Here is a 26,491-nt window from a genome sequence, read left to right as displayed (position 1 = left end):
CAGCTGTGTTTCGGGCAACAAATGCGACCTTGCGGGTGAGACGGGTTTCAGCCGCGCCACGGGCGATCGATACACTGGGGCCATGACTGAAACTGCTTCCTCTGCTGTGCCCGCAAACCACCGATCAGCCTACGGATTCGGCCTCGCCACCATCGCCACCTCGCCTTCCGGGGAAGCAACCGTGCTGGATGTCTGGTACCCGGCACCGGCCCTGGGTGTAGCCGCTGAAACCCTTCGTGACGTTGACAATGCCGATCCCGCACTCACTGCCCTGGCTGACGACGGCAAAGACGCCGATCGCGGCACGGAGCAGAAGGTGGTCTTCGCACAGATCGACCTCGACGCCGCCCCGGCAGATACAGCCGATGCTTACCTGCGTCTGCACCTCCTTTCGCACCGCCTGGTCAAGCCGAACAGCATCAACCTGGATGGCGTCTTCGGCAAGCTCCCCAACGTCGTCTGGACCAACTTCGGCCCAGCCGCCGTCGAGGGTTTTGAAATGACGCGTGCGCGCCTGCGTAAGCGCGGCAACGTGGTGGTTTACGGCGTGGACAAGTTCCCGCGGATGGTCGATTACGTGGTTCCCACGGGTGTTCGGATCGCCGACGCCGACCGCGTCCGTCTGGGCGCGCACCTCGCCGAAGGCACCACTGTGATGCATGAAGGCTTCGTGAACTTCAACGCTGGAACCCTCGGCACGTCCATGGTGGAAGGCCGCATCTCCGCTGGAGTGGTGGCCGGTGACGGGACGGACGTCGGCGGCGGCGCCTCCATCATGGGTACGCTCTCCGGCGGCGGCAAGGAAAAGATCGCTTTGGGCGAGCGGGTACTGCTTGGCGCAAACTCCGGTGTCGGCATCAGCATCGGCGATGATTCCGTGGTGGAAGCCGGCCTGTACGTCACCGCGGGAACCCGCGTTCGGGTGCCCGGCCCCAAGGACGAAAACGGCGAAGACACCAGCAAGATCATCAAGGCCGTCGAGCTTTCCGGTGTCCCCAACCTGCTGTTCCGCCGCAACTCCACCACCGGCGGCGTGGAAGTCCTGCCCCGCAAGGGCCAGACCGTGGAGTTGAACGAGGCGCTGCACGCCAATTAGCAGGAGACAAGCAATGCGCCGGTTCCGCCGCGCCATCGTTGCGGTGCTGGCGCTGGCCCTCGTGGCCGGTGCTATCTACGCGATAGTTGCCATACTGCAGCGCTCCGAGACTCTGGTCTCGGAGCGCTGCCTCGCCGTCACGGGGTCCGAAAGCTACGAGTTGGCTACCGACCAAGCGGCCAACGCCTCGCTCATCACGGCCATCTCCGTTCAGCGCGGACTTCCACCAAGGGCTGCAAGCATCGCCCTCGCCACCGCGATGCAGGAATCCAAGCTACGGAACATCAATTACGGCGACGATGCAGGACCTGATTCGCGGGGTTTGTTCCAACAGAGGCCATCCCAAGGTTGGGGAACCGAAGCACAGGTCATGGACCCTCTCTATGCGACGAACGCCTTCTATAACGGCCTCATCAAAATTCCCGGTTACGAGACCATGGAAATTACCCAGGCAGCCCAGCAGGTCCAGCGCTCCGCGTTCCCCCGGGCATACGCCCAGCACGAGAACATGGGACGCGCCTTCGCTTCTGCCCTCACCGGGCACTCGGAATCCGCGCTGACCTGTGAACTCCGCATGCCCGAAGCGGCCGGTGACCCTGCCGCCGTCGTGGAGGAACTGACGACGGCGTTCGGCTCCCAGCCGACCACAGTCCAGGGCCGCTCGGTGCAACTGGATATCACTGGCACGCAAGCCTGGGCAGTTGCCCATTGGGCGGTAGCCAACGCCAAGTCCCTCTCCATCACGCAAGTGGATGTTCGTGGTCAGACATGGAATCGGGAAAAACGCGACGGCTGGATTACTTCGGCCGCACCGTCTGAGTCAGTGACCATCACCGTCTCGGCACCTACCACCTGACTACTTAGGCGAGCATCTCCACCACGGGCTGGACATAGCTGCGGAAGACTTCAGGCTCGGACAGCAGCCTGTGGCTCATGATCATGGTGCTGGGCTCCAAGTACCAGGCGCGCGGCTCGTTGAGCGGCAACTCGATAATGGTGAGATCAAAGTCCCGCGAGCTCCGGCCAACTTCCAGGAGCCTGTCCTCCACCATCTCGTTCAGGACTCCCGTAACCCCATTCGCTTCGCGCTCTGCCTCGATCTTCGCGTATTCATCGATCCTGTCCGTTGCCCATCCCAAAGCCGAACCAAAGTGTGCCTGCAGGACACGCTGCAGGGCAGGAGAATTGCCGAAGGCCTTGAAACTGGGGGGCGCGAGCTCAAGTGCCGGGTTGGGATAGGTCTTCACGAGCTTCTCCCACCAGGCCTCCCACTCGGTTTTGAGGGCGTGGATCCCACCCACATCCGAGGTGAGGTGGCTATGATCGGCATGGCGGACCTTGGGAGCAGCGTGGGACAGTAACGGTTTTCCGGCACCGTCGAGTCCAGCTACGTCGCGCAAGTACAGGGCGATGAGCATCGGCCCGGACGTGTCCATGGTGATGCGCCATCCAGAGCCGCCTGACTCATGCATCCGAATTCCTCCCTTGGCAGGTTCCCGACATGTCCCAGTCTATTCCCGTTGGCTTGCTACGGTAACGGTGCGGGAGGCACTGCTTGCTGGGTGGCACCTGGGTCTTCCTGTCAGCGTCCTGAGGGCGTCCTTAGGGCAGGACGGCCTATGGCGCAGCCGGCACCGGAGCGAAAGCCGCCAGATGGGCCGTGAGGACGTCACTACACATCTCGGCCGTCATCCATTCGGGCTGGAGCAGCGCGTGCATGCACAGGCCGTCCATGGTGGCCAGGAGCCGTTCAGCCTCTGTGACAAGGCTTTGCGGGGCGGTGGCTTCGCCGGGGCTCAACAGGATGATGAGGCGTCCCACAATGGCAGCGACCACGCGGTGACTGCGTTCGGCTTCGGGAGCAAGGACCGGCTTTATCCGGGCAGCGTGGCGGAAGGCCATCCAAACGCAGGCGTCCACGGCGAGTTCTTCGTCCAAGGGAAGGAACTGACCCAAGAGGTTCAACACCGCGGCGTGCTGCCCGGCGCTGCCCGGGATTTCGCCTTCAACGGCAAGCAAAGCTGACTCCAGCCGACCGCTAATACGGTCGATGACGGAGGAAAAGGAGAACACGAGAAGCTCGTCGCTGCTGGCAAAATAGTGCCGAACGGAGCCTACGGCCAGCCCGGCTTCATCAGCTACTTCACGAAGGGAGGCCCGTTCCAAACCGTCGCTTGCGATGATCCTGAAGACAGCTTGGACAACTTCCTGGCGCCGGGCTTCGGCATCAACAATTTTGGGCACCAGTATTTTTTAGCACGAACGTGCTTCAACACCGCTCAACACTGAGCGGCGTGGCTCCGATTTCCGATAGCGTAGACATCATGAAAATTCTTGTCACGGGTGGCACCGGCTACATCGGTTCGCACACCGTTCTGTCCCTTCAGGAAGCCGGTCATGAGGTCGTCGTGCTCGATAACCTCGTGAACTCCAGCGAAGAGTCCCTGCGGAGGGTTTCCGAGCTCACTGGCAAGACTGCAGCCTTCCACAAAGTTGACCTGGTGGACGAGCCCGCCGTCGAGGACGTGTTCGACCAGCACCAGATCGACGCCGTGATCCACTTCGCAGGACTGAAGGCCGTGGGCGAATCCGTTCAGGAGCCATTGGCGTACTACTACAACAACATTGTGGGCACGCTGAACCTGCTCCGGGCCATGGACAAGCACAACGTCCGCTCGATTGTGTTCAGCTCCTCGGCAACCGTATACGGCGAGCACAATCCCATCCCGTACATCGAGAAGATGGAAATCGGCGCCAACAACCCGTACGGCCGCACCAAGGAACAGATCGAGGACATCCTCTCGGACCTGGGCAATGCGGACGACCGCTGGCATATCGCACTGCTGCGCTACTTCAACCCGGTTGGCGCCCACCCGTCCGGACGCATCGGCGAGGACCCTCAAGGCATTCCCAACAACCTTGTCCCATTCATCGCACAGGTTGCCGTGGGACGCCGCGAGAAACTCATGGTTTTCGGTGGTGACTATGACACCCCTGATGGAACGGCCCAGCGCGACTACATCCACGTCGTGGATCTTGCTGAAGGTCACGTGGCGGCACTGAACTTCATTGCTGACCGCGCTGGCGTCCGTCGCTGGAACCTTGGTTCCGGCAAGGGATCGTCCGTGCTGGAGGTACTGCGCTCCTTCGAAAAGGCCGTCGGACACGAGCTGCCCTACGAAATCACGGGCCGCCGCGCTGGCGACCTCCCCGCCTTCTGGGCCGATGCCTCGTCCGCCCCCTCGCGCGAGGTGGGCGGCCGCCGTCGTGATTGACGCTGTTGCCGTATCAGTTGGCCGGGTAGTTGCGCTCCGGCTCCCCTGTGTAGAGCTGCCGCGGGCGGCCGATCTTGGTCTGGGGATCGTTGATCATTTCGCGCCACTGGGCAATCCAGCCCGGGAGGCGGCCGATGGCGAAGAGGACGGTGAACATCTTCTCCGGGAAACCCATCGCCTTGTAGATCAGGCCAGTATAGAAGTCCACGTTGGGGTACAGCTTGCGCTGGATGAAGTAGTCATCAGCCAGGGCCTTTTCTTCAAGGCGCATGGCGATGTCCAGCAGTTCGTCGTTGCCGCCGAGCTTGCCCAGGACCTCGTGCGCCGTTGCCTTGATGATCTTGGCGCGGGGATCGTAGTTCTTGTAGACGCGGTGCCCGAAGCCCATGAGGCGGACGCCGTCTTCCTTGTTCTTAACCTTCTCCATGTAGTCCTCGGGCTTGATGCCGTCGGCCTGGATCTGGCGCAGCATCTTCAGCACGGCCTCATTGGCGCCGCCGTGGGCGGGGCCAAAGAGGGCGTTGATGCCGGCAGATACTGACGCGAAGAGGTTTGCGTTGGAGGAACCCACCAAGCGGACAGTGGAGGTGGAACAGTTCTGCTCGTGGTCAGCGTGCAGGATGAGCAGCAGGTCCAGGGCCTTGACCACAATGGGGTCCAGCTCGTACTGCTCGGCCGGGAGGCCAAAGCTCAACCGCAGGAAGTTTTCCACGAGGTTCATGGAGTTGTCCGGGTAGAGCATCGGCTGGCCGATGGACTTCTTGTGGGCGTAAGCGGCAATAACGGGCAGCTTGGCCATGAGGCGGATGGTGGAAACTTCCACATGCTCCGCGTTGAAGGGATCCAGCGAGTCCTGGTAGAACGTGGACAACGCTGAAACGGCCGAGGAAAGCACCGGCATGGGGTGAGCATCGCGCGGGAATCCGCCGAAGAAGCCCTTCAGTTCCTCGTGCAGGAGCGTGTGGTGGCGGATGCGCTGATCGAAGGCTTCCAGTTCCGTGGGAGTGGGAAGGTTACCGTAGATCAGCAGGTAGGAAACTTCAAGGAAGCTCGAGTGCTGTGCGAGCTGCTCGATCGGGTACCCGCGGTAGCGCAGAATGCCTGCGTCGCCGTCGATGTACGTGATGGCAGAGGTGGTGGCCGCTGTGTTCATGAAGCCGGGGTCATAGGCAACGGCGCCCGTCTGCTTCAGCAGCTTGGAAACGTCATAACCTTCGTTTCCTTCTACAACCTGGATGCGCGGCAGTTCAAGTTCGCCGCCGGCATGGCGCAGTGTCGCGCTGGTGGTCTCAGTCATGGAGTCCCCTTCATGAGGCCTCTGGGCCTCTATAGAACGCTTGTCCAACCAACTTCTGGTGACGCCGTCTTCGGCCCCACTGTTGCAGGGCTCCAACGACCGCAGTGCTTTCTTATTGAAGGCCACCATTGATAGTCAGTTAAAAAGCTACCGCCAGTAACCCTCCGGAACTAATCCGTTCCGTCCGGTTACTGGCGGAATGACGCGACTTGTGGCACAAGTCACAGCATTGTTATGACCCTGAGCTTAACCTCTCCACGGCCGCGTCAATGCGTTCATCGCTGCCCGTCAGTGCCACCCGGATGAAGCCATTGCCGGCATCACCGTAGAAAACACCGGGTCCTACGACGATCCCCAGCTCAGCGAACCGGGCAACCGTGTCCCACGTAGCTTCACCCGCCGTAGACCATAGATAAAGCCCGGCGTTGGAGTCATGGATCTGCAATCCGAACTTCTCAAGTGCCGGAACGATTCTCTCGCGCCGCCCGCGGTAGAGGTCCTTTTGGGCAAGCACGTGGTTCGAATCGCCCAAAGCGACGCGCATCGCCTCTTGCACCGGGTAGGGCACGATCATTCCCGCGTGCTTCCGGCTGTTAACAAGGTTGGCCATAATCGCGGAATCGCCAGCTACGAAAGCAGCCCGATAGCCGGCGAGGTTGGACTGCTTGCTCAGGGAATAGACGCAAAGGAGGCCATCCGTGGAACCACCGGAAACCCGCGGGTCCAGGATGCTCGGGACCGCTTCTCCCCCACGCTGGACATCCCACTCACCCCAGCCAAGCTCGGCGTAGCATTCGTCGGAGGCCACTACGGCGCCGATTTCGCGCGCCTGGTTGACGATCTGTTGTAGAGATTCCACGCTCCGGACACTGCCCGTGGGATTGCCCGGCGAGTTGATCCAGACCAAGCGAACCCTTGCACGAGTAGCGGCATCCAGCTCGTCCAGGCTATCCGCCGCTACGGCGGTAGCTCCCGCCAGCATCGCGCCGATGTCGTACGTGGGGTAGGCAACGGTAGGCCTGACTACGATGTCCCCGTTGCCAAGGCCCAGCAGGAAAGGCAACCAGGCGACGAGCTCCTTGGAGCCCACCGTGGGCATAACGTCCTTTGGATCCAGGTTGGGGACTCCGCGGCGGGTCGCAAACCAGTCCACGACGGCCTGCCTCAAGGCTTGGGTGCCATGCACAGTCGGGTAGCCGTGGGCGTCCGACGCCGCAGCCAATGCGTCGCGGATCAGCCCTGGAGTGGGATCAACCGGGGTTCCGATCGAGAGGTTAACGGCACCCCCGGGATGTTTGGCGGCTGTGGCCACATACGGTGCCATGGCCTCCCACGGGTAGTCGGGCAGGTTAAGGCCAAAGGCCGGTGCCGCGGAAATCAAGGAAGCAACCGCCCTTAGTGGTCTTGGTTCTGCGGGGGCAGTGCGGCAATGAACGGGTGGTCCTTGCCGGTGTTGCCGATCTTCGCAGCGCCGCCCGGGGAGCCAAGATCGTCAAAGAATTCGACGTTGGCCTTGTAGTAGTCAGCCCACTCTTCCGGAGTGTCATCCTCATAGTAGATGGCCTCAACAGGGCATACGGGTTCGCAAGCACCACAGTCAACGCATTCATCCGGGTGGATGTAGAGGGAACGCTCACCTTCGTAAATGCAGTCAACAGGGCATTCTTCGATACATGCCTTGTCCTTGACATCTACACACGGCTGCGCGATTACGTACGTCACGTCCCAGACCTCTCCACGGTTTGTCCCGGCCAATAGCCGGGGTAATACGGCCGGCAGCATGCCGGACACTCAACTTCTGACCCTATTATCCAACAGTGCTATGACGCCAACCTAGCCCGCGTCTTAGTATGAAACGGTGACTCCCCCGCATTTGCCACCTCGACAATTTCTGCTCAAAGCCCAGCCGGGCATTCGGGTCGTGGTCCGCTACAGGATCCAAGACGGCCTGACCGATGYGCTGGGGTATCTGGTGACCACCACAGAAAGCAGCTGCACCGTACGAACGCGAACGTCCGACGTCGAAATTCCACTTGCGCTGGTCATCGCAGCGAAAGAAGTTCCCCCACCACCGTCCCGGCGCCAGTAGTGCTGGCAGCTGTGCGCGGGACACTACCTACTGAACAGCTGTCCGCCATCGCTTCACCAGACGGCTGGCAACAACAAGCATGATCAACGTGACTGCAGCTATGCCATAAACCCAGATGTTGCCCGCGGCGTCACCTAGCAACAACTGTTTGTCGCGTCCCCCTGACGACAATGCACCGACGGTGGCATAAACCACCACGCCTGCTACCGCCGTCGGGATAACTGAAACCGACCAAGCTGCCAGCCACAACTGTACCGACGCGAGCAGCAACAGCGCGGCGCAGACGCCCCACTGGACGTCGACGCCGGAGATCACCATGCTCTGCCGGTGGAGTGCCGTTCCTGCCGCAGCAACCAAAAGAGCCGCCAGCACGGCCGCGGCGATGCCACGGGCCATACTGGCGACTCCCTTGTTCATTCTGCTGTTCCAGCCGGATTCAACCCGGCCGGACCGGACTAGGCCTTTGCGCGGGCGCGGTTGGCCTTGGCACGCTCGTTGGAATCGAGGATGAGCTTGCGGATACGGATGTCTTCCGGCGTCACCTCAACGCACTCGTCTTCACGCGCGAATTCGAGGGACTCTTCGAGGGTCAGGTCGCGCGGCGGCGTCAGGTTCTCGAAGGTGTCCGAGGAAGCTGCACGCATGTTGGTGAGCTTCTTTTCCTTGGTGATGTTGACGTCCATGTCGTCGGCGCGTGAGTTCTCGCCCACGATCATGCCTTCGTAAACCTCGGAGGTGGGCTTCACGAAGAAGGAACCGCGCTCCTGCAGGTTGATCATGGCGAACGGGGTGACGACACCGGCGCGGTCGGCAACCATCGAACCGTTGGTGCGGTATTCGATGGGACCGGCCCACGGCTCGTAGCCTTCGGAGATGGAAGCCGCGATACCGGCACCACGGGTGTCGGTGAGGAACTTGGTGCGGAAGCCGATGAGGCCACGGGCAGGAACGATGAATTCCATGCGGCACCAGCCGGTGCCGTGGTTGGCCATGTTGGTCATGCGGCCCTTGCGGGCGGCCATGAGCTGGGTTACGGCGCCGAGGTACTCTTCGGGCACGTCGATGGTCATGTGTTCCATCGGCTCGTGGATCTTGCCGTCGATGGTCTTGGTGACTACCTGCGGCTTGCCAACGGTCAGCTCGAAGCCTTCGCGACGCATCTGCTCAACGAGGATTGCCAGGGCGAGCTCGCCACGGCCCTGTACTTCCCAAGCGTCCGGACGCTCGGTGGGCAGAACCTTGATGGAGACGTTACCGATCAGTTCCTTGTCCAGGCGGTCCTTCACCTGGCGGGCGGTGACCTTGGCTCCCTTGACCCTGCCGGCCAGCGGCGAGGTGTTGATACCGATGGTCATGGAGATCGCGGGGTCATCCACGGTGATCAACGGCAACGGCTGCGGGTTTTCGGCGTCCGTAAGGGTTTCACCGATGGTGATTTCCTCGATACCTGCAACGGCAACGATTTCACCCGGCCCGGCCGACTCGGTAGGAACGCGGGTCAGTGCCTTGGTGGCCAGGAGTTCAGTGATCTTGACGTTCTTGAGTTCACCGTTGGCACGGGCCCACGCGACAGTCTGGCCCTTGCGGAGCGTGCCGTTGTAGATGCGGAGCAGGGCGAGGCGGCCAAGGAACGGCGAAGCGTCCAGGTTGGTCACGTGCGCTTGAAGCACGCCATCCGGGTTGTAGGTGGGAGCGGGGATGTGCTCGATGATGGTCTTGAAAAGGGGCTCAAGGTCCTCGTTGTCCGGGGCGGAGCCGTTGTCCGGCTGGTCCAGGGAGGCGCGGCCAACCTTGGCAGCAGCGTAGACGACCGGAACTTCGAGGACCTTGTCCAGGTCCAGGTCCGGAACTTCGTCGGCAAGGTCCGAAGCCAGGCCCAGGAGCAGGTCCATGGACTCGTGGACAACTTCATCGATGCGGGCGTCGGGACGGTCCGTCTTGTTGACCAGGAGGATCACCGGGAGGTGCGCAGCAAGGGCCTTGCGGAGCACGAAGCGGGTCTGGGGCAGCGGGCCTTCAGAGGAGTCGACCAGCAGGACAACGCCGTCGACCATGGAAAGACCGCGCTCAACCTCGCCACCGAAGTCGGCGTGGCCGGGGGTGTCGATGACGTTGATGGTGATGGTTTCGCCGTTGGACGACGGGCCGTTGTAGGCAACCGTGGTGTTCTTTGCGAGGATCGTGATGCCCTTTTCGCGCTCCAGGTCACCGGAGTCCATGACGCGGTCCTCAACCTCACCGTGGGAAGCGAAGGAGTTGGTCTGCTTGAGCATGGCGTCGACCAGGGTGGTCTTACCGTGGTCAACGTGTGCGACGATCGCGACGTTGCGCAGATCGCTCCGCGACGCAGTGTTGGTGATGGTTTCAGACATGCGTTTATGACTCGTTTCAGTGGTGAAGTCAGTTGTTTGTATCCGCGCGCATACCTGATCACGTGATCGGAACACACAACGAAAAAGACCCCGGGACACAGGGCACCTACAGCAAGTCTAAACGCAGTTGCATTTATCAGCCTAAAAAGCAAGCCATTTACCGCCCGATTGTGGCGTCCATCACAGCACATCACGCTTTAGTAACCGGCAGTCAAGATGCTGGATTTTCTGCTTCCAGTGCCCCATGATTGCTGCAGAACCAGTGCCACACGGAGACCAACGATGCGCAAAGCCTCGGCCGCGTTCCGCCTGCTCGCACCCTTGATCGCCGTTGGCGTTCTTGTGGTCGGCTGCGGACCAAACCAAGCAACCCCACAATCCACACCCTCGCGCTCAGCCGCGCCAGTTCCCGCGGAGACTTCAGCGGCGGACAAACCCCTTAGGGTGGCGCCTGCTCCGAGCCCCCTTGACCTGCCAGTGGGCTCCCTCTACAGGAATCCGGCGAACAACCGCGACGAAGTGGTCCTCGCCGATGTGCGCCACACCGCGGTGTTGATTGGCGATTCCCAGGCCATGCCGAAGGACTCATGGCCGCAAAGGGGAATTTCGGCGCTTGGGTACAAATTGCACGTCGTGGGCATGGGTGGCACGGGATTCGTAGCTTCCAACGGCAAGACAGGCAATTACATCGACGCGCTCCAGCGTGGGGACTGGCTGCTGCCTTACGGAGATCCGCCACTGATCGTGGTCCAGGGTGGCGGCAATGACGCCTCCCAAAAGGCCACTGACGCCCAGATCACGAGTAACGCCGACCGGCTCCTCGGTGCGCTCAAGAAGCGCTATCCGGGTGCCCGGCTGGCAATGATCGGGACGTTGGCACGCGGAGCCGACAACGGTGGCGGCCGCCGTTCCGAGGTGGACGCACTCCTTGGCCGGATCGCCGCCAAGCAAGCGATCCCGTTTGTCAGCGCGGGCGACTGGCTCACCCGCTACGATGCCGTTGCCGATCTCCAGGACGGCGTCCACCTCAAGCCATCCGGGCACGCGAAGTTGGGCAGCGTTCTGGCGCGCGAACTCACGGCACTTGGTCTGACGGCACGCCCGGACACCGACCCGTCCGTTTCACCCGAATAGATGCCGTTGCGGGGCTTGCTTTGCGCCTTTTGCGGGTGATTTGGGATGCAGAGCAGGCCTAACAACGAGTGATTTAACGGCAAGAGCCGGCGGTTCCCTCTCGTGGGAGCCACCGGCTCTTGCTTTTGTCTCCTCGGCTGCTGTTGTCTCGTCAGCAGAGAGTACGACGTCGGTCAGGCCACCGCGGGCGGCAGCAGCAGCGAACCGCCAGGAATGGCATCCAACAGTGCCTGCGTGTAGGCCTCGCGCGGGTTGTCGAAGACATCGTCCGTGCTGCCCGTTTCTACGAGCTGGCCCTTTTCCATGACGCAGACGTGGTCGGCGATCTGGCGCACAACGGCGAGGTCGTGGGTAATGAACAAGTACGTCAGACCAAGGTTGTCCTGAAGGTCGGCGAGAAGGTTCAGCACCTGCGCCTGGACGAGTACGTCCAACGCGGAGACGGCCTCATCACAGATGATCACTTCAGGATCCAAGGCCAAGGCACGGGCAATCGCAATGCGTTGTCGCTGGCCACCTGAAAGCTCGTTCGGATACCTCTGCATCATGGACTGTGGCAAAGCCACCTGGTCCAACAGCTCGCGGACCTTCTTTTCGCGACTGGCCGCATTTCCGATCTTGTGCACCCGCAGAGGCTCTTCGATGGTCCGGAAGATGTTGTACATCGGATCCAGGGAGCCGTAAGGATCCTGGAAAATCGGCTGCACCCGCCGCCGGAACTTGAAGAGGTCCTTGCCTTTGAGTCCAGCAGTATCGACGCCGTCGAACACAATCTGGCCCTCGGTAGGCTTCTCAAGTTGGAGGACCATTTTGGCCACGGTGGATTTACCCGAACCCGACTCCCCCACAATCGCCGTAGTGGTTCCGCGCTTGACGTCGAAGCTGATGTCGTCCACTGCAGCGAAGTCTGAGGTCTGGCCCAGGCCCTGCCGGAGCTTGTAGATCTTGCGCAGGTTTCGGATCTGCAGGACCTCGTCGGTTGCGTGCTTCTTAATTGCCGCGACAGGCGCCAAGAGGTCGCTGGCTTCCACGCCCAGCTCCTTCGCCACCTGAATGCGGCGGGAGGCGAGCGAGGGCGCCGATTCCACGAGTCGCTTTGTGTAGGGGTGCTGCGGGTTCTGCAGCAGTTCCAGTGAAGGACCCGCCTCCACAACGTTGCCCTGGTACATAACCACTACCTTGTCCGCGCGCTCGGCAGCAAGGCCGAGGTCGTGGGTGATGAGCAGCACCGATGTACCGAGCTCCGTAGTCATTTTGTCCAAGTGATCCAGGATCTTGCGCTGGACGGTAACGTCCAATGCAGACGTAGGCTCATCCGCGATCAGGAGCTTGGGCTGGCAACTCAGACCGATAGCGATAAGAGCCCGCTGGCGCATACCGCCGGAGAACTCGTGTGGATACTGCTTGGCTCGCCGCGCAGCATCGGGAAGACCCGCCTCCGCCAAAACCCGGGCAACGTCTTCGGGCCCGTCCGGACGACCATTGGCCTTGAGGGTCTCGCGAACCTGGTAGCCGATCTTCCACACGGGATTGAGGTTGGACATCGGGTCCTGGGGAACCATACCGATATGGCTGCCGCGGAGTTCAATCATGCGTCGTTCCGGCGCATGCGAGATGTCCTCGCCGTCCAGCAGAATCTGCCCACCTGAGACGCGTCCATTGTTCGGCAACAAGCCGATGGCAGCCAGGGCCGTCGTCGACTTTCCTGAACCGGACTCCCCCACGATCGCGACGGTTTCGCCGGGCATGATGGTCAAGTGGGCGTTTTTGACGGCCTTCACTTCACCCGAGCCGGTCTTGAAGGTGATGGCCAGATCCTTGATTTCCAGGATTGGCCGTACCTGTGAGGTGACTTCGTTGATTCGTACGTTGGCAGAAGCCATGTTCGCCTCCTTAGCGCTGACGGCTCTTGGGATCAAGAGCATCGCGAACGGCGTCGCCAAGCATGATGAAGCTCAGGACGGTGATGGACAGGGCGGCTGCCGGATAGAGCAGGATTCCGGGGTTGGTTCGAATAGAGGCATTGGCCGCTGAAATATCGTTACCCCACGACATCACGCTGGTAGGCAGGCCCACGCCAAGGAAGGACAATGTCGCTTCCAGGACGATGAACACGCCAAGTTCCAGCGTGGCCAGAACAATTACCGGAGCCAGGGCATTTGGCAAGGCGTGCTTGACCAACGCCCCAAACTTGGAAACACCAAGAGACCGGGCCGCTGTAACGAAGTCCGCGTTGCGCACCTCAATCACTGCGCCTCTGGTAATACGGGCCATTTGCGGCCAGGCCAGCAAGGATATCGTCAGGACGACCGTCCAAACGCTCCTGTTCTCGCGGAACAGCGGCAACTGAGTGATGACCAGGGCGCCGAGGATGATCGGCAAGGCGAAGAAAATGTCGCCGAGTCGGGCCAAGACCGCATCCAACCAGCCACCGTAGTAGCCAGCCAGGGCGCCGAGAGTCACGCCGATGATGATCACTGCGAGGACGGACAGGATGCCGACAGACAACGAAGCTTGCGTGCCATGGACAACCCGGGAATAGACGTCACAGCCTTGCAGCGTGAAACCTAGCGGGTGTCCTGAAGTTGGGCCCGCCTCGGAGTTGGCCAACTGGCAGTCGTTGTTGGGCGCCACGCTGGTAAACAGCCCTGGGAAGAGGGCAACCGTCAGCAACAACAGGATCAGCAGCGAGGAGACGATGAACATGGGACGGCGGCGCAGCTTTCGCCACGCATCGGCCCATAGGCTCAGGGGTGCCTGATCCGTCTTGACGGCGTCAGTGGCCAGCAGCGGGGTTTCATCGACAGGGGCAACGAAGTGTTCGGTATTACTGGTCATAGCGGATCCTCGGGTCAAGCCAGGCGTACAGGAGGTCAACCAGGAGGTTGGTCACGACGAAAACCAAGACCAGGACACTCACGATCGCAACAATGGTGGGACCCTCGCTGCGCTGAATGGCTTGGAAGAGTTTGTTCCCAACTCCGGGGACGTTGAAGATGCCTTCGGTGACGATGGCCCCTCCCATCAGGCCACCCAGGTTTGCGCCCAGATAGGTCACAACAGGGATCAGCGAGTTCCTCAGAATATGGGCCATGATCACACGCGGACGCGAAAGGCCTTTGGCCGTGGCAGTACGCACGTAGTCCGCGTTCATGTTCTCGCTGACAGACGCCCTGGTGAGGCGAAGGACATACGCGAAGGAGACCAGCCCCAAAACCACTGCCGGGAGTATGAGATTTCCCCAGTCCGCATTGGCGCCAACTGTCGGCTTGGCCCAGCCGAGCTGGACGCCAAAGATGAGCTGGAAAACGAAGCCGAGGACGAAAGTGGGAACGGCAATCACAACCAGCGACATAATGAGCACGGTGGAGTCGAAGAGTTTGCCTTTGCGAAGGCCGGCGAAGACGCCAAAAGCAATGCCAAAGACGGCCTGGATGATGAGCGCTTCAACGGCGAGCATCGCGGTAACCGGGAATGCCCTTGCCAGAGCGGCTGAGATGGGCTGCTGGGTGAAGTCGACACCGAGGTTGAAGGTGAACAGGTTCTTCAGGAAGATCCCGTACTGGACCCAGAACGGCTGGTCCAGGTTGTATTGGGCGCGAAGCGCGTCAATAACGCTCTGCGGCGGCTGGCGCTCACCGAACAGGGCGGCGATGGGGTCCCCCGGAAGGGCGAACACCATGTAGTAGACAAGGAGGGTGGTTCCAAGGAAAACGGGAATTACCTGAAGGAGCCTACGCAAGATATAGCGAACCACGGGTCACCCCTTTCCGCTTGATGGGCGTTGGTGTGTCATGTTTGCCTTCCTGCCGAAACAAGGCAATGGGGGCCCGGCTTTAAGGCCGGGCCCCCATGCCTCACGGCAAGGTCAGATCCTGGGGATTACTTGGCCTGGATGTTGTAGTAGAGGATTCCGCCATTCCAGCCAGTTTCAGCTGAGACAACGTTGTTGCTCCACACAATCGGGCGGTTCAAGTACCACAGCGGAAGGCCGGGGAGGTCCTGGAACAGGATCTCCTGTGCCTTGTTGAACTTGGTGTTGGCGTCCTCAGGCGTCTTGGCGGCAAGGCCTTCCTTGAGCAGCTTGTCGAACTCGGGGTTCGAGTACTTCTCGTAGTTCGACGACGCGTTGGTTGCCCATACCGGTCCAAGGAAGTTGTAGAGCGACGGGTAGTCACCCTGCCAGCCAGCACGCGTCAGGCCCGGAAGGGACTGCGACTTGCGGAGGTCCAGGACTTCAGCAAACTTGGCGAATGGCTGGATTTCAGCATTGATACCGAGGTTGTTCTTGAAGCCGTTCGCAACGGCGTCGATCCATTCCTTGTTGCCACCATCGGTGTTGGAAGCGATCTGCAGCGGCTTTGAACCGTCATACGGCTTGATCTTCTCAGCTTGAGCCCAAAGATCCTTGGCCTTGGCAACGTCGAACTTCAGGACGTCACTGCCCGGGATGTGGTCGTTGTAGYCATCCAGAACGGGAGCCGTGAATTCGGTAGCCGGAGTACGCGTGCCGTTGAAGATCACCTTGGTGATCTCTTCACGGTTGATGGCGTGGGACAAGGCCTGGCGGCGCAACTTGCCAGCTTCACCCTGGAAGTTCGGGTTGTAACCCGGGATGTTCAGCGTGGAGTTGTTGGCGACCGGCTTGGTGGAGTTACGGTCTTGGAAGTCCGTCGTGTAGGTCTTCAGGGCATTGGACGGCAGGACGTCGGTGACGTCGAGGTTGTCAGCCTGGAGATCCGTGTATGCGGGGCCGGGATCGGTGTAGAACTTGAAGGTCACTCCACCGTTCTTCGCCGCACGGGGGCCGTTGTAGTCAGGGTTCTTGACGAGGGAGATGGACTGGTCATGGACCCATGCACCTTCCTTGGCGAACTTGTACGGGCCGTTGCCAATCGGGTTTTCGCCAAACTTCTTCGGGTCCTTCAGGGCATCTGAAGGAAGCGGGTAGAAGGCGGAGTAGCCCAGGCGCAGTGACCAGTCAGCCTCAGGCTGGGCCAGCTTCACCGTAATGGTTTGATCGTCCTTGGCTGCCAACCCGGACATTGTCTGCGCGGTGGGGGCCGGAGTGGAAGTCTTCTTGCCATCAGCGCCTGTGGTCTGATTGACGGCGCTGACATCGGCGTAACCCTCGATGGACTCGAAGAAGAAGCCGTTGTTCTGGAGGTTGGTGCTCAGCGCCGCGAAGTTCCAGGAATCAACGAACGTCTTGGCTGTGATGGCCTCGCCGTTGGTGAACTTGGCTCCCGACTTAACCTTGATAGTCCAGTTCTGGGAATCGGAGGTATCGATCGACTCTGCCAGAGCATTGACAGGCTTGCCGCTGGGGTCGTAGGCACGAAGGCCTTCAAACAGCAGCTCGACGACGCGACCGCCATACACCTCGTTGGTGTTGGCCGGCAGCAGCGGATTCTGCGGTTCATTGCTGTATGCGGTGATGACCTTGTTGGGATCGGCTGCAGCAGAGCTGTTCGTGTTGCTGCCGGAGCCGCCGCCGCAACCGGTCACTGCGAGGGCGATTATCGCCGCTACGCCTAGAGCTTTGGAAGTGCGCGAGAAACGCATTCCGCCTCCTATGAGTCGTGGAGTTGATCAGGGGAAATTTGTGATGACCCCCAGGCGCAGACGCAGTTTTCCTACTGTGACGTTGCCTACATGTGTGTGTAAGCCTACCCACATTGTGTCCGGATGTTGGGACTCGCTGGCCAAACTGTAACCGTTCCGCAACCTCCAGATGCCTAAACTGGCGGGAATTTCAAGTCAAAAGCTACTGGGTGGTAATATTCGCTGTCTGACAGCAGGACAAGCCTGTTTTTGGGCAAAAAAGAACCCCGGTTGAGGCTGAAGGCTCAGCCGAACCGGGGTTCTTGGGCGAGTCGAGCGTCTAGTACAAACCCGCCGACTGTTCAGGCTGCAGTACGCGGGCCAGGCATTGCGAACGAGGAGGAACTCCACGGGTCACCGCATTTAGAATTCGATCCGGCTGACCGGGTCCAAACACTTTCCGCAACCAGCGGTAGAGCCAGCATTGTTCCCTACCCGATCAGGTAGACCATGCCGCGGCCCTCGTCCGCGAGATTTGTGACGAAAACCTGCGCCCGTCGCAGATAGCCAAGGGCATACTGGACATCAGAGGCCCTATCGATGTGCGGCGAAACCGGCAGCCGCAGCCTTAACTCAGCCTCAGAGATAATGTTCAAGTCCTGAGCAATAGCCACCACATCGGACGGAGTCAGTGCCTGCACCCACGGCTCCCAACCGTCGTCGTGCATAGTCACTCTTCCTTCAAACATACGAAACGCAGGTCTCGCCTCCACTCCAGACCCCAAAGAGGCGGTGAAGGCCTGCAGTTGCCGCCACGCCTTGTCCAGGTAGAGCATGTCGCGCTCAGGCACCGATTGCTCGAAGGTGGTACTACTGACCCCAGCCCCGGATTCAAGACCCCAAGCATCAGCTAACGGATCAGCCGATACAACATAGTAGGGATCGGACAGCACCTGGTCAGTGATGGCGCCGTCAAAGGCATATGCGTAGTATCTGATTCCCATTCTCCAAGTATCGCCAGGGCGACGCCTGCAACGATCAGGCGCGTGGCGTTATGTGGACAACTCATGAAACGGTCATGTTATCGCCGCGTTGAAGTGGATCGGGCACAATGGGTAGCCCGCTTGGCTGCCCTAAACGTTGAAGCGGAACTCCACCACGTCGCCGTCGGCCATGACGTACTCTTTGCCTTCGATGCGGACCTTGCCGCGGGACTTTGCCTCAGCCATGGAACCGGCGTCGATGAGGTCCTCGAAGGAGACAACCTCAGCCTTGATGAAGCCGCGCTGGAAGTCGGAGTGGATCACGCCGGCGGCCTGGGGTGCGGTGTCGCCCTGGCGAATGGTCCATGCACGGGTTTCCTTGGGACCGGCCGTGAGGTAGGTCTGCAGGCCGAGGGTGTGGAAACCAACGCGTGCCAGCTGGTCCAGGCCGGATTCGCTCTGGCCGTTCATTTCCAGCATTTCGCGGGCTTCTTCCTCGTCCAGTTCAACGAGGTCGGATTCGAGCTTGGCGTCGAGGAATACGGCATCTGCGGGAGCAACCAGGGCACGCAACTCGTCCTGTTTTTCCTGGTCACCAAGAATGCCTTCATCGGCGTTGAAGACGTAGATAAAGGGCTTTGCAGTGAGAAGTCCGAGTTCCTTGAGGTGCCCCATCTCCAACTTGTCGCTCTTAATCGAAGAGAAGATGGTGTCGCCGCGTTCCAGCACAGCCTGGGCAGCCTTAATGGCAGCGAGTTCCGCAGCATCGCGCTTCTTGATCTTGACTTCTTTTTCGATACGCGGGATCGCGTTTTCGATGGTCTGGAGGTCTGCCAGGATCAGCTCGGTGTTGATGGTCTCCATGTCGGAGCGCGGATCAACCTTGCCGTCGACGTGGATGACATCAGGATCGTCAAAGACCCGAACAACCTGAGCGATCGCCTCTGCCTCGCGGATGTTGGCCAGGAACTTGTTGCCCAGGCCTTCGCCCTCGGAGGCACCCTTGACGATGCCGGCGATGTCCACAAAGGACACAGGAGCGGGAAGCAACTTCTGGGAACCGAAGATCTCCGCCAGCTTGGCCAGACGGGGATCCGGCAGGCTAACGACACCGACGTTCGGTTCGATCGTTGCGAAGGGATAGTTCGCAGCAAGCACCTGGTTGCGGGTCAGTGCGTTGAAAAGAGTTGATTTGCCGACGTTGGGCAGTCCGACGATGCCAATAGTAAGAGCCACGAGCATTTATTCTACCCGTTGCCGCGATGACCATGCCTGCTCGCTCCTGAAGCCAACGCCGTCGACTGCCCTGCGCTAAAACTGTCGGACCCCTGTGACAGGGTTGCCACATGGATGGATTTGGATTTGTTTTGGCATTGCTCATGCTGCTGATCGGAGCGGCGGTGGGACTCAGCAGTGCATATGTGGTCTTTCGACGCCGGACGGCCGGGTTGGAGGAGGACTTCGACGCCGTTTCGTCGCGCCTTTCCGAGGTAACTGCCCAGCTCGCAGCAGCCGACGCCGAACGCCGGCTTCTGTTCGCACAGAACCGGGAGCTGAGTGATTCAAGGACCTCAGACGGCAGCGTGCTGCGGGCCTTGGGGCCCGTGGCCGAGAAGCTCACAGCCGTACAGCAGCAGGTCTCGCTCCTGGAACGCGACCGGGTGGAGCAATATGGTCAGCTGGCACAGCAACTTCAGGACGCCAGGTTGTCCGACGAACAGCTTCTACGCTCCACACATGCCCTCGCTTCTGCACTCCGATCCAATAGTGCCCGCGGTCAGTGGGGCGAGGTTCAGTTACGCAGGGTTGTCGAAGCCTCCGGGATGCTCCGCCACGTGGACTTCCACGAGCAAGTGCACTCCGGCCGGAGCGAGAACACACTGCGTCCGGACCTTGTGGTGCAATTGCCGGGCGGCAAGCAACTTGTGGTGGATGCCAAGGTCCCGTTGGCGTCCTATCTGGCGGCGCAGGAACAGGTACACGGTGAAGGCTCAATGGGTGAATCGGTTGGGCCATCGGCCAACCAGGATTCCAAGACGCTCCTGGCACAGCACGCCAAGGCACTCAAAGCCCACATCGATGCCCTCGCAGCCAAGAAGTACTGGGACATTCCGGGCAATTCCCCGGAGCTCGTCATCTGCTTCCTCCCCGCGGAGTCGATTTTGGCTTCAGCCCTTGAAGCCGATCCCGCTTTGTTGGAGTACGCCCTTTCCCGGAACGTCGTCCTGGCCTCTCCGGGAACACTGCTGGCGGTCCTCAAGTCCGTCGCCTTCACGTGGCGGCAGGATGTCCTGACGGACAGCGCCCACGAACTCTTCGAACTGGCCAAGCAGCTCTACGAACGGATGGGCACACTGGGCGAGAACGTCGGGAAGCTCGGAAGTTCCCTGAAGACGTCTGTAGATCGGTATAACGCGATGGTCGGCACACTGGAAGCACGTGTTCTCCCCACGGCGCGCAAACTCAACACCATGGACGACGCCGGACTCGCCACACCCATGTCCGTGGAAGCAGTCCCCCGGGCCTTGGCTGCCCCCGAACTGCTCGCCCTGGACTCACAGGATTCAGCAGCCCAAGAGGAGTCTGCAGCTTAAGAAGACAGGCCCGCTGCGCAGCTTCCCAAACGGGTGGCTGCCGCAGCGGGCCTGTTAAATAACACTCAGGATAGGTACACCTAGGACGAAGGACGGTTCCCGCGGCCACCAAGGGCCCGACTCACGTCGCCAGCCTCCTTCAGCGTGGCCCGAAGCTCCTTCGGCAAAGAGAAGAGAAGGTCTTCCTCGGCCGTGACTACTTCCTGGACTTCGCCATAGCCGTAGTCCGCCAAAAGCCGGAGGACGTCCTGCACGAGCACTTCGGGGACGGAAGCTCCGGAGGTCACGCCCACCGTGGCGACGCCCTCGAACCAGCTTTCATCCACCTCGTTCGCGAAATCCACGCGGTATGAGGACCGTGCGCCGTACTCAAGTGCCACTTCAACGAGGCGCACCGAGTTGGACGAGTTGGCCGAACCCACCACAATGACCAGGTCAGCCTGGGGAGCGATCTTCTTGATGGCCACTTGGCGGTTGGTGGTGGCATAGCAGATATCGTCGCTGGGCGGGTCCTGCAACGTGGGGAACCGGTCCTTGAGCAGGCGCACGGTCTCCATGGTCTCGTCCACGCTCAGGGTGGTCTGCGAGAGCCAGATGGTCTTCTCGGGATTCCGCACGGTGACTTTGTCTACCTCGTGAGGGCCGTTGATGATCTGGATGTGCTCCGGGGCCTCGCCGGCCGTTCCTTCGACTTCCTCGTGGCCCTCGTGGCCGATGAGCAGGATGTCGTAGTCCTCCTTGGCGAAGCGCACCGCTTCACGGTGGACCTTGGTGACAAGGGGGCAGGTGGCGTCAATCGTGCGAAGACCGCGGTCTTCTGCCGACTGGACCACAGCAGGAGACACGCCATGCGCCGAGAAGATCACCAAGGCGCCTTCAGGAACCTCATCCGTTTCTTCGACGAAAATGGCGCCTTGCTCTTCGAGGGAGCTGACGACGTGCACGTTGTGGACGATCTGCTTGCGGACATAAACGGGAGGTCCATAGTGTTCCAGGGCTTTCTCAACAGCAATGACAGCCCTGTCCACGCCGGCACAATAGCCCCGGGGAGCCGCCAGCAGAACCTTCTTGGGTCCAGTAACCGGCGCCGCCGCCTGAACCTCTTCCGGTGATCGCCGTCTGCGGGGCACCGTGGGCATCGGAATGGAAACTGCTGTGCTGGTCATCCCTCCATGCTACCGGCCCGGCCCCGGCCCGCTGGCAGAAGGTGACCGCCGTCTCGCGGACAGGATCCAGCCGATAACACCCAAAGCCAAGACTGCGCCGGACACCACAGCAGCGATGACTATCCATTCACCGAAGCCTGTCCGGACCGCCGAAAAGAACTCCTGCTTGAACAGTTCTGCAACACCGTTGCCACTGGAGAGGCTTCCCATGAGTCCGCCCGCCAGATCCACCATCGCGGACCACAGCCCAACAAGCACCAAGCCGCCGAGTCCGAGGGAGACCATCACTATGGAGCGGCGACGCGCTGCAGCGAGGGCCAACAGGACCGACACCACTGCACCTAGCGCGGCGAGCCACCAGAGCGGTGCGAAGGCCGCCACGCGCTCAACGAGTTGCTTCTGTGATGGTTCGCCCATGGTCACCAAACTTTCCGCCGGGACCTGGATCTGTAGTCCGCTGGCGGAGGACAATCGGTCGCGGATAAGCCTGATGAGTGGGCCAATGTCCAGGAGCAGGTCTGTATGGGATACCGTCTCCTCCGCCTGCTTCCCGCCTTCGAAGTTCAACCGATGACTGTTCCTGGCCGTTTCTTCCCAGGCTTTGGGATATTCAGGCCATGACTGCATTCCGGAAGCGGCTTCCCTGAGGGCATCCGCCGCCACTGATTTGAGTGGTTCCGGAAGATTTACGGAGGACTCGAAGTTCCCCACTGCGGCTGTAGCAAGTCGGCTCTGGAACTCGGGATCCTTGCCCAACGCGCCGGCCAGGTGGACGAAGCCGTCCTCCTTGACCACGTTGACGTCCGCCCAAGCGGCCGGAACTGCGACGGCCGTGAGCATCAAGGCGAGGACCACTGCCACCGCGGAAATGAAACTGCGCAAAAGTCATCCTCGGGGTAAGGGGCCAGTGCCACCATCCTAGGTCTGTCCACAGGATAGAAAAAATGTCGGGCTTCACTGCTAAAGCTATGGATAGAGTTGGAAGGCCGGCCCAGGGACCGATTGGCCGCGACCACGGCCGCACAGCTAGCGAGGACATAGACACATGCAGGTAAACGCACGGATAAGCCATGGCAGCTGACGCGACCCCGGAATCGACACTGCCAGGTACCGCTGCGGAGACCAGCCCGGATAACCCTTGGCCCCTGCAGTTGCTGTCCAGGAAGCTAAAGGCCCACATCGAGCGCGCTCCCGCAGCGTGGATCGAAGGTCAGGTCATCGAACTCAACCGCCGTGGCGGGAACGCCTTCCTGACACTCCGGGACGTCGATGCTGAGATTTCCCTGCCGGCATCCGTGTGGTCCACGGTCCTCGATCGCCAGAAGATACCCCTGGAGCGTGGTTCCCGGGTGGTCGCCCTGGTCAAGGCCGACTTCTGGGTCAAGACCGGACGCCTGAATATGTCCGTCAAAGACATCCGGCCCGTGGGCCTGGGTGATCTCCTGGCCAGGATCGAGCGGCTGCGTCAGGCCCTTGCCGCGGAAGGCCTGTTCGCCGACTCCCGCAAACGGAAGTTGCCCTTGCTCCCCCACCGGATTGGGCTCATCACAGGGCGGGATTCGGATGCCAAAAAGGACGTCCTCCGTAATGCGGCATTCCGCTGGCCGGCCGTTGAGTTCGACGTTCGCGAGGTAGCTGTCCAAGGCAATACGGCCGTTGCACAGATCATTGCCGCGCTCCGTTCGTTGGATGCCGATCCACACGTGGACGTGATAGTCCTGGCCAGGGGTGGCGGCGCTTTGGAAGATCTTCTGCCGTTCAGCAATGAGGACCTGATCAGGGCTGTGGCCGCGGCAACAACGCCGGTGGTCAGCGCCATTGGCCACGAAGCTGACCGTCCCATCCTGGACGACGTAGCTGACCTGAGGGCTTCCACACCCACCGACGCCGCTAAACGCATCGTTCCTGATGTCACTGAGGAACTGGCCATGGTCCGTCAGGCCCGGGACCATCTTCGTCGGAGCATTGGCAGGATGGTGGACAGGGAGACGGACAGACTCCACGCCTTAAGGTCGCGGCCGGTCCTGGCAACGCCGGACACCATCGTTGCAGCCAGATCGGAGGACATCACCCGTCTTCAGCGAAGGTCGCATGCTGCCGTCAGCACAGCCGTGGTCCGCGCGCTTGACCAGGTCCATCACCTGCGTGCCCAGGTGCGCGCGTTGTCTCCACAAAAGACCTTGGACCGGGGCTACGCCGTTGTCCAGATCGTGGGTGAAGACCAAGCTGGACACACAGTGGTCAGTAGCCCGGTGCAGACTCCGGACGGCACGCCGCTGGCCATCCGTGTCGCCGAAGGCCGCTTCAGGGCTGTGTCCACCGGACAAGCACAACACGTCGAGCGCTGATTTCACGGCAGCTGCACGGCACAAAAACTGCACGGTACAAACACTCACCATCGAACGCGAAGGACCACCATGACAGAGAACAATCCCGCAGCACCTTCACCGGATTCCTTGGATTCCCTCAGTTACGAGGAAGCCCGAGAACAACTTGTTGCGGTGGTCAGCCGGTTGGAAGCAGGCGGAGCCAGCCTTGAGGAATCGCTGGCGCTGTGGGAGCGGGGCGAGGCGTTGGCAAAACGTTGCGAGGACTGGCTTGAGGGCGCCCGTAAACGGCTGGCAACAGCCAGGGACGCAACCAACGACGGCGGTGCTGTCGCCAGCACAGACTAGACAGCCCAAACTAGACGACACAGACAAGCCGCCCCGGGACGAACCGGCACAGACCAGCCGCTCCGGGCGACCAGCTCACCCGACGAAAACGACAGCTCGCCGTTCAGGATTCCTCCACAAGCGCACGTTCAGTAGCGACGTCGAAATCCGCCTTCGGCCATTCCAGGGACAAGCCCTCCAGGGCGTCCAAAAGCAGCTGTTGGACTGCGATCCGCGCGTACCACTTCTTGTTTGCCGGAACAACGTGCCAGGGGGCAATGTCCGTGGACGTCTTTTCAAAGGCCGTGTTGTAAGCATCCATGTAGTCATCCCAGAACGCCCGCTCCGCGAGATCACCCCGGTTGTACTTCCAGTGCTTGCTGGGATCATCAAGCCGCGCGAGAAGACGCTTCTTTTGCTCATCCTGGCTGATGTTGAGCATGACCTTGACGATGGTGGTTCCCTGCTGGACCAGCCTGGATTCGAAATCATTGATAGCGGCATAGCGCCGTTCCAATTCCCTGGCGTCCGCCCATGCATGGACTCGGTGGATCAGGACGTCCTCGTAGTGGGAGCGGTCGAAGACTCCCACCATTCCAGCGGCTGGCGCCTCTTTCTCGATGCGCCATAGAAAGTCGTGTGACTTTTCCTCGTCAGTGGGTGCCTTGAATGCCGTCAACTGCACGCCCTGTGGATCCAACGCGCCCACGACGTGGCTGACGATCCCGCCCTTGCCGGCCGTGTCCATGGCCTGAAGAATCAGCAGCAGCCGCTTATTGCTGCCGAACTTACCCTCCGCAAAAAGCTTCTCCTGCAGTTCAGCGAGCCTGGCGTCCTGAGCAGCCAGCAAGGACTTGCCGTCGGCCTTTGCGCCGACAAAGCCCGGCGTGGCCTTGGGATCCACGCTGGCCAAGGAAAAACCGGGCCCAACCCTCAGTTCATCGGCTGGACTCTTGGCGAACTCAACTGCGACGGACATGGCTTGCCTTTCTGCATGGACGCGACCGCATGACGCGGCCATGGACCTCAGGCTAGTTCCCCGGGTACCTCGACAGGAAGTCCGCCATGCGGCCAATTGCCTCTTCAATATCCTTGACGTTGGGCAGCGTCACCATCCGGAAGTGGTCCGGCCGCACCCAGTTGAAGGCACGCCCGTGGGAGACCAGGATCTTCTGTTCCTTCAGCAGGTCCAGGACGAATTTCTCATCATCCCGGATGTGGTAAACCTCTGGATCCAGTTTGGGGAAAAGATAGAGGGCGCCCCTGGCTTGCTGCGTGCTGACACCGGGGATAGCGTTCAGGAGATCGTACGCTTTGTTGCGCTGCTCCAGGAGCCTGCCACCGGGCAGGATGAGATCGTTGATGCTCTGGTAGCCCCCAAGCGCTGTTTGTATGGCGTGCTGTGCCGGGACGTTGGCGCATAAGYGCATATTGGCCAGCAGGTTGATGCCTTCAAGGTAATCGGCAGCATCCTTCTTCGGACCGGAAATGGCCATCCAGCCAGCGCGGTAGCCGCAAACACGGTAGGCCTTGGACAGTCCACTGAACGTCAGGCACAGGACGTCGTCCCCAGTCAGACCGGCAAGGTTTACGTGGACAGCGTCTTCGTAAAGGATTTTCTCGTAGATTTCATCGGCAAAGAGGACCAGGCCGTGCTTTTCGGCCAAAGCAACGATCTGTTTGAGCGTGTCCTCGGGGTAGACGGCGCCCGTGGGGTTGTTCGGATTGATGACCACGATGCCCTTGGTTCGCGGCGTGATCTTGGATTCGAGGTCCTCGAGATCAGGTTGCCACCCCGACTCCTCATCACAGAGGTAGTGCACGGGGCGACCCCCAGCCAGGGCAACGGAAGCCGTCCACAGGGGGTAGTCCGGCGTGGGAATCAGGACCTCGTCGCCATCTTCAAGGAGGGCCATGAGGGACATGGTGATGAGCTCGCTGACCCCGTTGCCGAGGTAGATGTCATCAACGTGGATGTTCTGGATTCCGCGGGTTTGGTAATACTGGGATACAGCGGTCCGGGCGGAGAAAATGCCGCGGGAATCGCTGTAGCCCTGGGCATTGGGCAGGTGGCGGATCATGTCCACCAAAATGGCGTCGGGCGCTTCAAAGCCAAAGGGAGCCGGGTTTCCGATGTTCAGTTTGAGGATCCGGTGACCCTCCGCCTCCATCTGCTGGGCGGCCTGAAGAATCGGTCCACGGATGTCGTAAAGGACATTATGAAGCTTGGTGGACTGCTTGAAATTCGCCATTCCTCAAATATGCCACACCGGGGATGGACTTCAGT

The 26,491-nt window shown here is 60.8% G+C and carries 25 protein-coding genes; 8 read left to right on the top strand and 17 right to left on the bottom strand.

Annotated elements, in window-relative coordinates; all coding sequences use genetic code 11:
* The first annotated feature begins 82 nt into the window (after positions 1-82).
* Positions 83-1,096: a 2,3,4,5-tetrahydropyridine-2,6-dicarboxylate N-succinyltransferase gene (dapD, locus tag AC1DCM_RS10770; RefSeq protein WP_431115824.1), complete on the top strand. Its 1,014-nt coding sequence runs from the start codon at positions 83-85 to the stop codon at positions 1,094-1,096.
* Positions 1,097-1,109: 13 nt separating this feature from the next.
* Positions 1,110-1,952: a transglycosylase SLT domain-containing protein gene (locus tag AC1DCM_RS10765; RefSeq protein WP_477518225.1), complete on the top strand. Its 843-nt coding sequence runs from the start codon at positions 1,110-1,112 to the stop codon at positions 1,950-1,952.
* 4 nt (positions 1,953-1,956) lie between these two features.
* On the opposite strand, the gene AC1DCM_RS10760 is transcribed toward AC1DCM_RS10765, so the two are convergent.
* Positions 1,957-2,568, bottom strand: coding sequence for a hypothetical protein (locus tag AC1DCM_RS10760; protein WP_442017629.1), 612 nt, complete (start codon positions 2,566-2,568; stop codon positions 1,957-1,959).
* Positions 2,569-2,713: 145 nt separating this feature from the next.
* Positions 2,714-3,340: a TetR/AcrR family transcriptional regulator gene (locus AC1DCM_RS10755; RefSeq protein ID WP_477518224.1), complete on the bottom strand. Its 627-nt coding sequence runs from the start codon at positions 3,338-3,340 to the stop codon at positions 2,714-2,716.
* A gap of 80 nt (positions 3,341-3,420) precedes the next feature.
* Between AC1DCM_RS10755 and galE the strand changes: the two genes are divergently transcribed.
* Positions 3,421-4,371, top strand: a complete 951-nt coding sequence (gene galE / locus AC1DCM_RS10750) for a UDP-glucose 4-epimerase GalE (RefSeq protein ID WP_477518223.1) — start codon at positions 3,421-3,423, stop codon at positions 4,369-4,371.
* 13 nt (positions 4,372-4,384) lie between these two features.
* On the opposite strand, the gene AC1DCM_RS10745 is transcribed toward galE, so the two are convergent.
* From AC1DCM_RS10745 to fdxA, 3 genes are all read right to left on the bottom strand, one after another.
* Positions 4,385-5,668 (bottom strand): citrate synthase, encoded by a 1,284-nt coding sequence (locus tag AC1DCM_RS10745; RefSeq protein WP_442018824.1) that lies wholly within the window; start codon positions 5,666-5,668, stop codon positions 4,385-4,387.
* A 232-nt stretch (positions 5,669-5,900) separates the two neighbouring features.
* Positions 5,901-7,049, bottom strand: a complete 1,149-nt coding sequence (gene dapC / locus AC1DCM_RS10740; protein WP_442018823.1) for a succinyldiaminopimelate transaminase — start codon at positions 7,047-7,049, stop codon at positions 5,901-5,903.
* Positions 7,050-7,063: 14 nt separating this feature from the next.
* Complete coding sequence (fdxA, locus tag AC1DCM_RS10735; protein ID WP_018776555.1) at positions 7,064-7,390, bottom strand: ferredoxin; 327 nt, start codon at positions 7,388-7,390, stop codon at positions 7,064-7,066.
* Positions 7,391-7,526: 136 nt separating this feature from the next.
* On the opposite strand from fdxA, the gene AC1DCM_RS10730 reads away from it, so the two are divergent.
* A complete protein-coding gene (locus AC1DCM_RS10730) occupies positions 7,527-7,757 on the top strand; it encodes a putative acetyltransferase (RefSeq protein WP_477518222.1) in 231 nt (76 codons plus the stop codon).
* A 27-nt stretch (positions 7,758-7,784) separates the two neighbouring features.
* On the opposite strand, the gene AC1DCM_RS10725 is transcribed toward AC1DCM_RS10730, so the two are convergent.
* Positions 7,785-8,174, bottom strand: coding sequence for a hypothetical protein (locus tag AC1DCM_RS10725; RefSeq protein WP_477518221.1), 390 nt, complete (start codon positions 8,172-8,174; stop codon positions 7,785-7,787).
* 38 nt (positions 8,175-8,212) lie between these two features.
* Positions 8,213-10,129: a translational GTPase TypA gene (gene typA / locus AC1DCM_RS10720; RefSeq protein WP_442018821.1), complete on the bottom strand. Its 1,917-nt coding sequence runs from the start codon at positions 10,127-10,129 to the stop codon at positions 8,213-8,215.
* Positions 10,130-10,411: 282 nt separating this feature from the next.
* Here typA and AC1DCM_RS10715 point away from each other — a divergent pair, with 282 nt between their 5' ends.
* On the top strand, positions 10,412-11,263 hold the full coding sequence (locus AC1DCM_RS10715; RefSeq protein ID WP_477518220.1) for an SGNH/GDSL hydrolase family protein: 852 nt from the start codon (positions 10,412-10,414) through the stop codon (positions 11,261-11,263).
* 173 nt (positions 11,264-11,436) lie between these two features.
* On the opposite strand, the gene AC1DCM_RS10710 is transcribed toward AC1DCM_RS10715, so the two are convergent.
* The 6 genes from AC1DCM_RS10710 to ychF form a co-directional block, all read right to left on the bottom strand.
* Positions 11,437-13,146 (bottom strand): dipeptide ABC transporter ATP-binding protein, encoded by a 1,710-nt coding sequence (locus AC1DCM_RS10710; protein WP_477518219.1) that lies wholly within the window; start codon positions 13,144-13,146, stop codon positions 11,437-11,439.
* 10 nt (positions 13,147-13,156) lie between these two features.
* Complete coding sequence (locus AC1DCM_RS10705; RefSeq protein ID WP_442003678.1) at positions 13,157-14,101, bottom strand: ABC transporter permease; 945 nt, start codon at positions 14,099-14,101, stop codon at positions 13,157-13,159.
* Entirely contained in the window at positions 14,091-15,020 is a 930-nt protein-coding gene (locus tag AC1DCM_RS10700) for an ABC transporter permease (RefSeq protein WP_442018818.1), read from the bottom strand. The genes AC1DCM_RS10705 and AC1DCM_RS10700 overlap by 11 nt, the downstream gene beginning before the upstream one ends.
* A gap of 125 nt (positions 15,021-15,145) precedes the next feature.
* On the bottom strand, positions 15,146-16,828 hold the full coding sequence (locus tag AC1DCM_RS10695) for a peptide ABC transporter substrate-binding protein (RefSeq protein ID WP_477518218.1): 1,683 nt from the start codon (positions 16,826-16,828) through the stop codon (positions 15,146-15,148).
* A gap of 470 nt (positions 16,829-17,298) precedes the next feature.
* Positions 17,299-17,811 (bottom strand): DUF1877 family protein, encoded by a 513-nt coding sequence (locus tag AC1DCM_RS10690; protein ID WP_477518217.1) that lies wholly within the window; start codon positions 17,809-17,811, stop codon positions 17,299-17,301.
* Positions 17,812-17,940: 129 nt separating this feature from the next.
* Positions 17,941-19,026, bottom strand: a complete 1,086-nt coding sequence (gene ychF, locus AC1DCM_RS10685; protein WP_442018815.1) for a redox-regulated ATPase YchF — start codon at positions 19,024-19,026, stop codon at positions 17,941-17,943.
* Positions 19,027-19,136: 110 nt separating this feature from the next.
* Here ychF and AC1DCM_RS10680 point away from each other — a divergent pair, with 110 nt between their 5' ends.
* Positions 19,137-20,384 carry a DNA recombination protein RmuC gene (locus AC1DCM_RS10680; protein ID WP_477518216.1) on the top strand — a complete coding sequence of 416 codons (1,248 nt, stop codon included), beginning with the start codon at positions 19,137-19,139 and terminating at the stop codon, positions 20,382-20,384.
* 80 nt (positions 20,385-20,464) lie between these two features.
* Here the strand turns inward: AC1DCM_RS10680 and AC1DCM_RS10675 are convergent, their stop codons facing one another.
* Both AC1DCM_RS10675 and AC1DCM_RS10670 read right to left on the bottom strand, forming a co-directional pair.
* Positions 20,465-21,550, bottom strand: a complete 1,086-nt coding sequence (locus AC1DCM_RS10675) for a 4-hydroxy-3-methylbut-2-enyl diphosphate reductase (RefSeq protein ID WP_477518215.1) — start codon at positions 21,548-21,550, stop codon at positions 20,465-20,467.
* Positions 21,551-21,559: 9 nt separating this feature from the next.
* Positions 21,560-22,432, bottom strand: coding sequence for a hypothetical protein (locus AC1DCM_RS10670; protein ID WP_477518214.1), 873 nt, complete (start codon positions 22,430-22,432; stop codon positions 21,560-21,562).
* A gap of 188 nt (positions 22,433-22,620) precedes the next feature.
* Between AC1DCM_RS10670 and xseA the strand changes: the two genes are divergently transcribed.
* Together xseA and AC1DCM_RS10660 are read left to right on the top strand one after the other, a co-directional pair.
* A complete protein-coding gene (gene xseA, locus AC1DCM_RS10665) occupies positions 22,621-23,898 on the top strand; it encodes an exodeoxyribonuclease VII large subunit (RefSeq protein WP_477518213.1) in 1,278 nt (425 codons plus the stop codon).
* A gap of 69 nt (positions 23,899-23,967) precedes the next feature.
* On the top strand, positions 23,968-24,225 hold the full coding sequence (locus AC1DCM_RS10660; protein WP_477518212.1) for an exodeoxyribonuclease VII small subunit: 258 nt from the start codon (positions 23,968-23,970) through the stop codon (positions 24,223-24,225).
* A 103-nt stretch (positions 24,226-24,328) separates the two neighbouring features.
* Here the strand turns inward: AC1DCM_RS10660 and AC1DCM_RS10655 are convergent, their stop codons facing one another.
* On the bottom strand, positions 24,329-25,183 hold the full coding sequence (locus AC1DCM_RS10655) for a polyphosphate kinase 2 family protein (protein WP_477518211.1): 855 nt from the start codon (positions 25,181-25,183) through the stop codon (positions 24,329-24,331).
* Positions 25,184-25,235: 52 nt separating this feature from the next.
* Complete coding sequence (locus tag AC1DCM_RS10650) at positions 25,236-26,456, bottom strand: pyridoxal phosphate-dependent aminotransferase (RefSeq protein ID WP_477518210.1); 1,221 nt, start codon at positions 26,454-26,456, stop codon at positions 25,236-25,238.
* Positions 26,457-26,491: the final 35 nt, after the last annotated feature.

Source organism: Paenarthrobacter sp. 10N417 (assembly GCF_056394745.1).
This window is presented reverse-complemented; position numbering and strand designations above follow the sequence as displayed.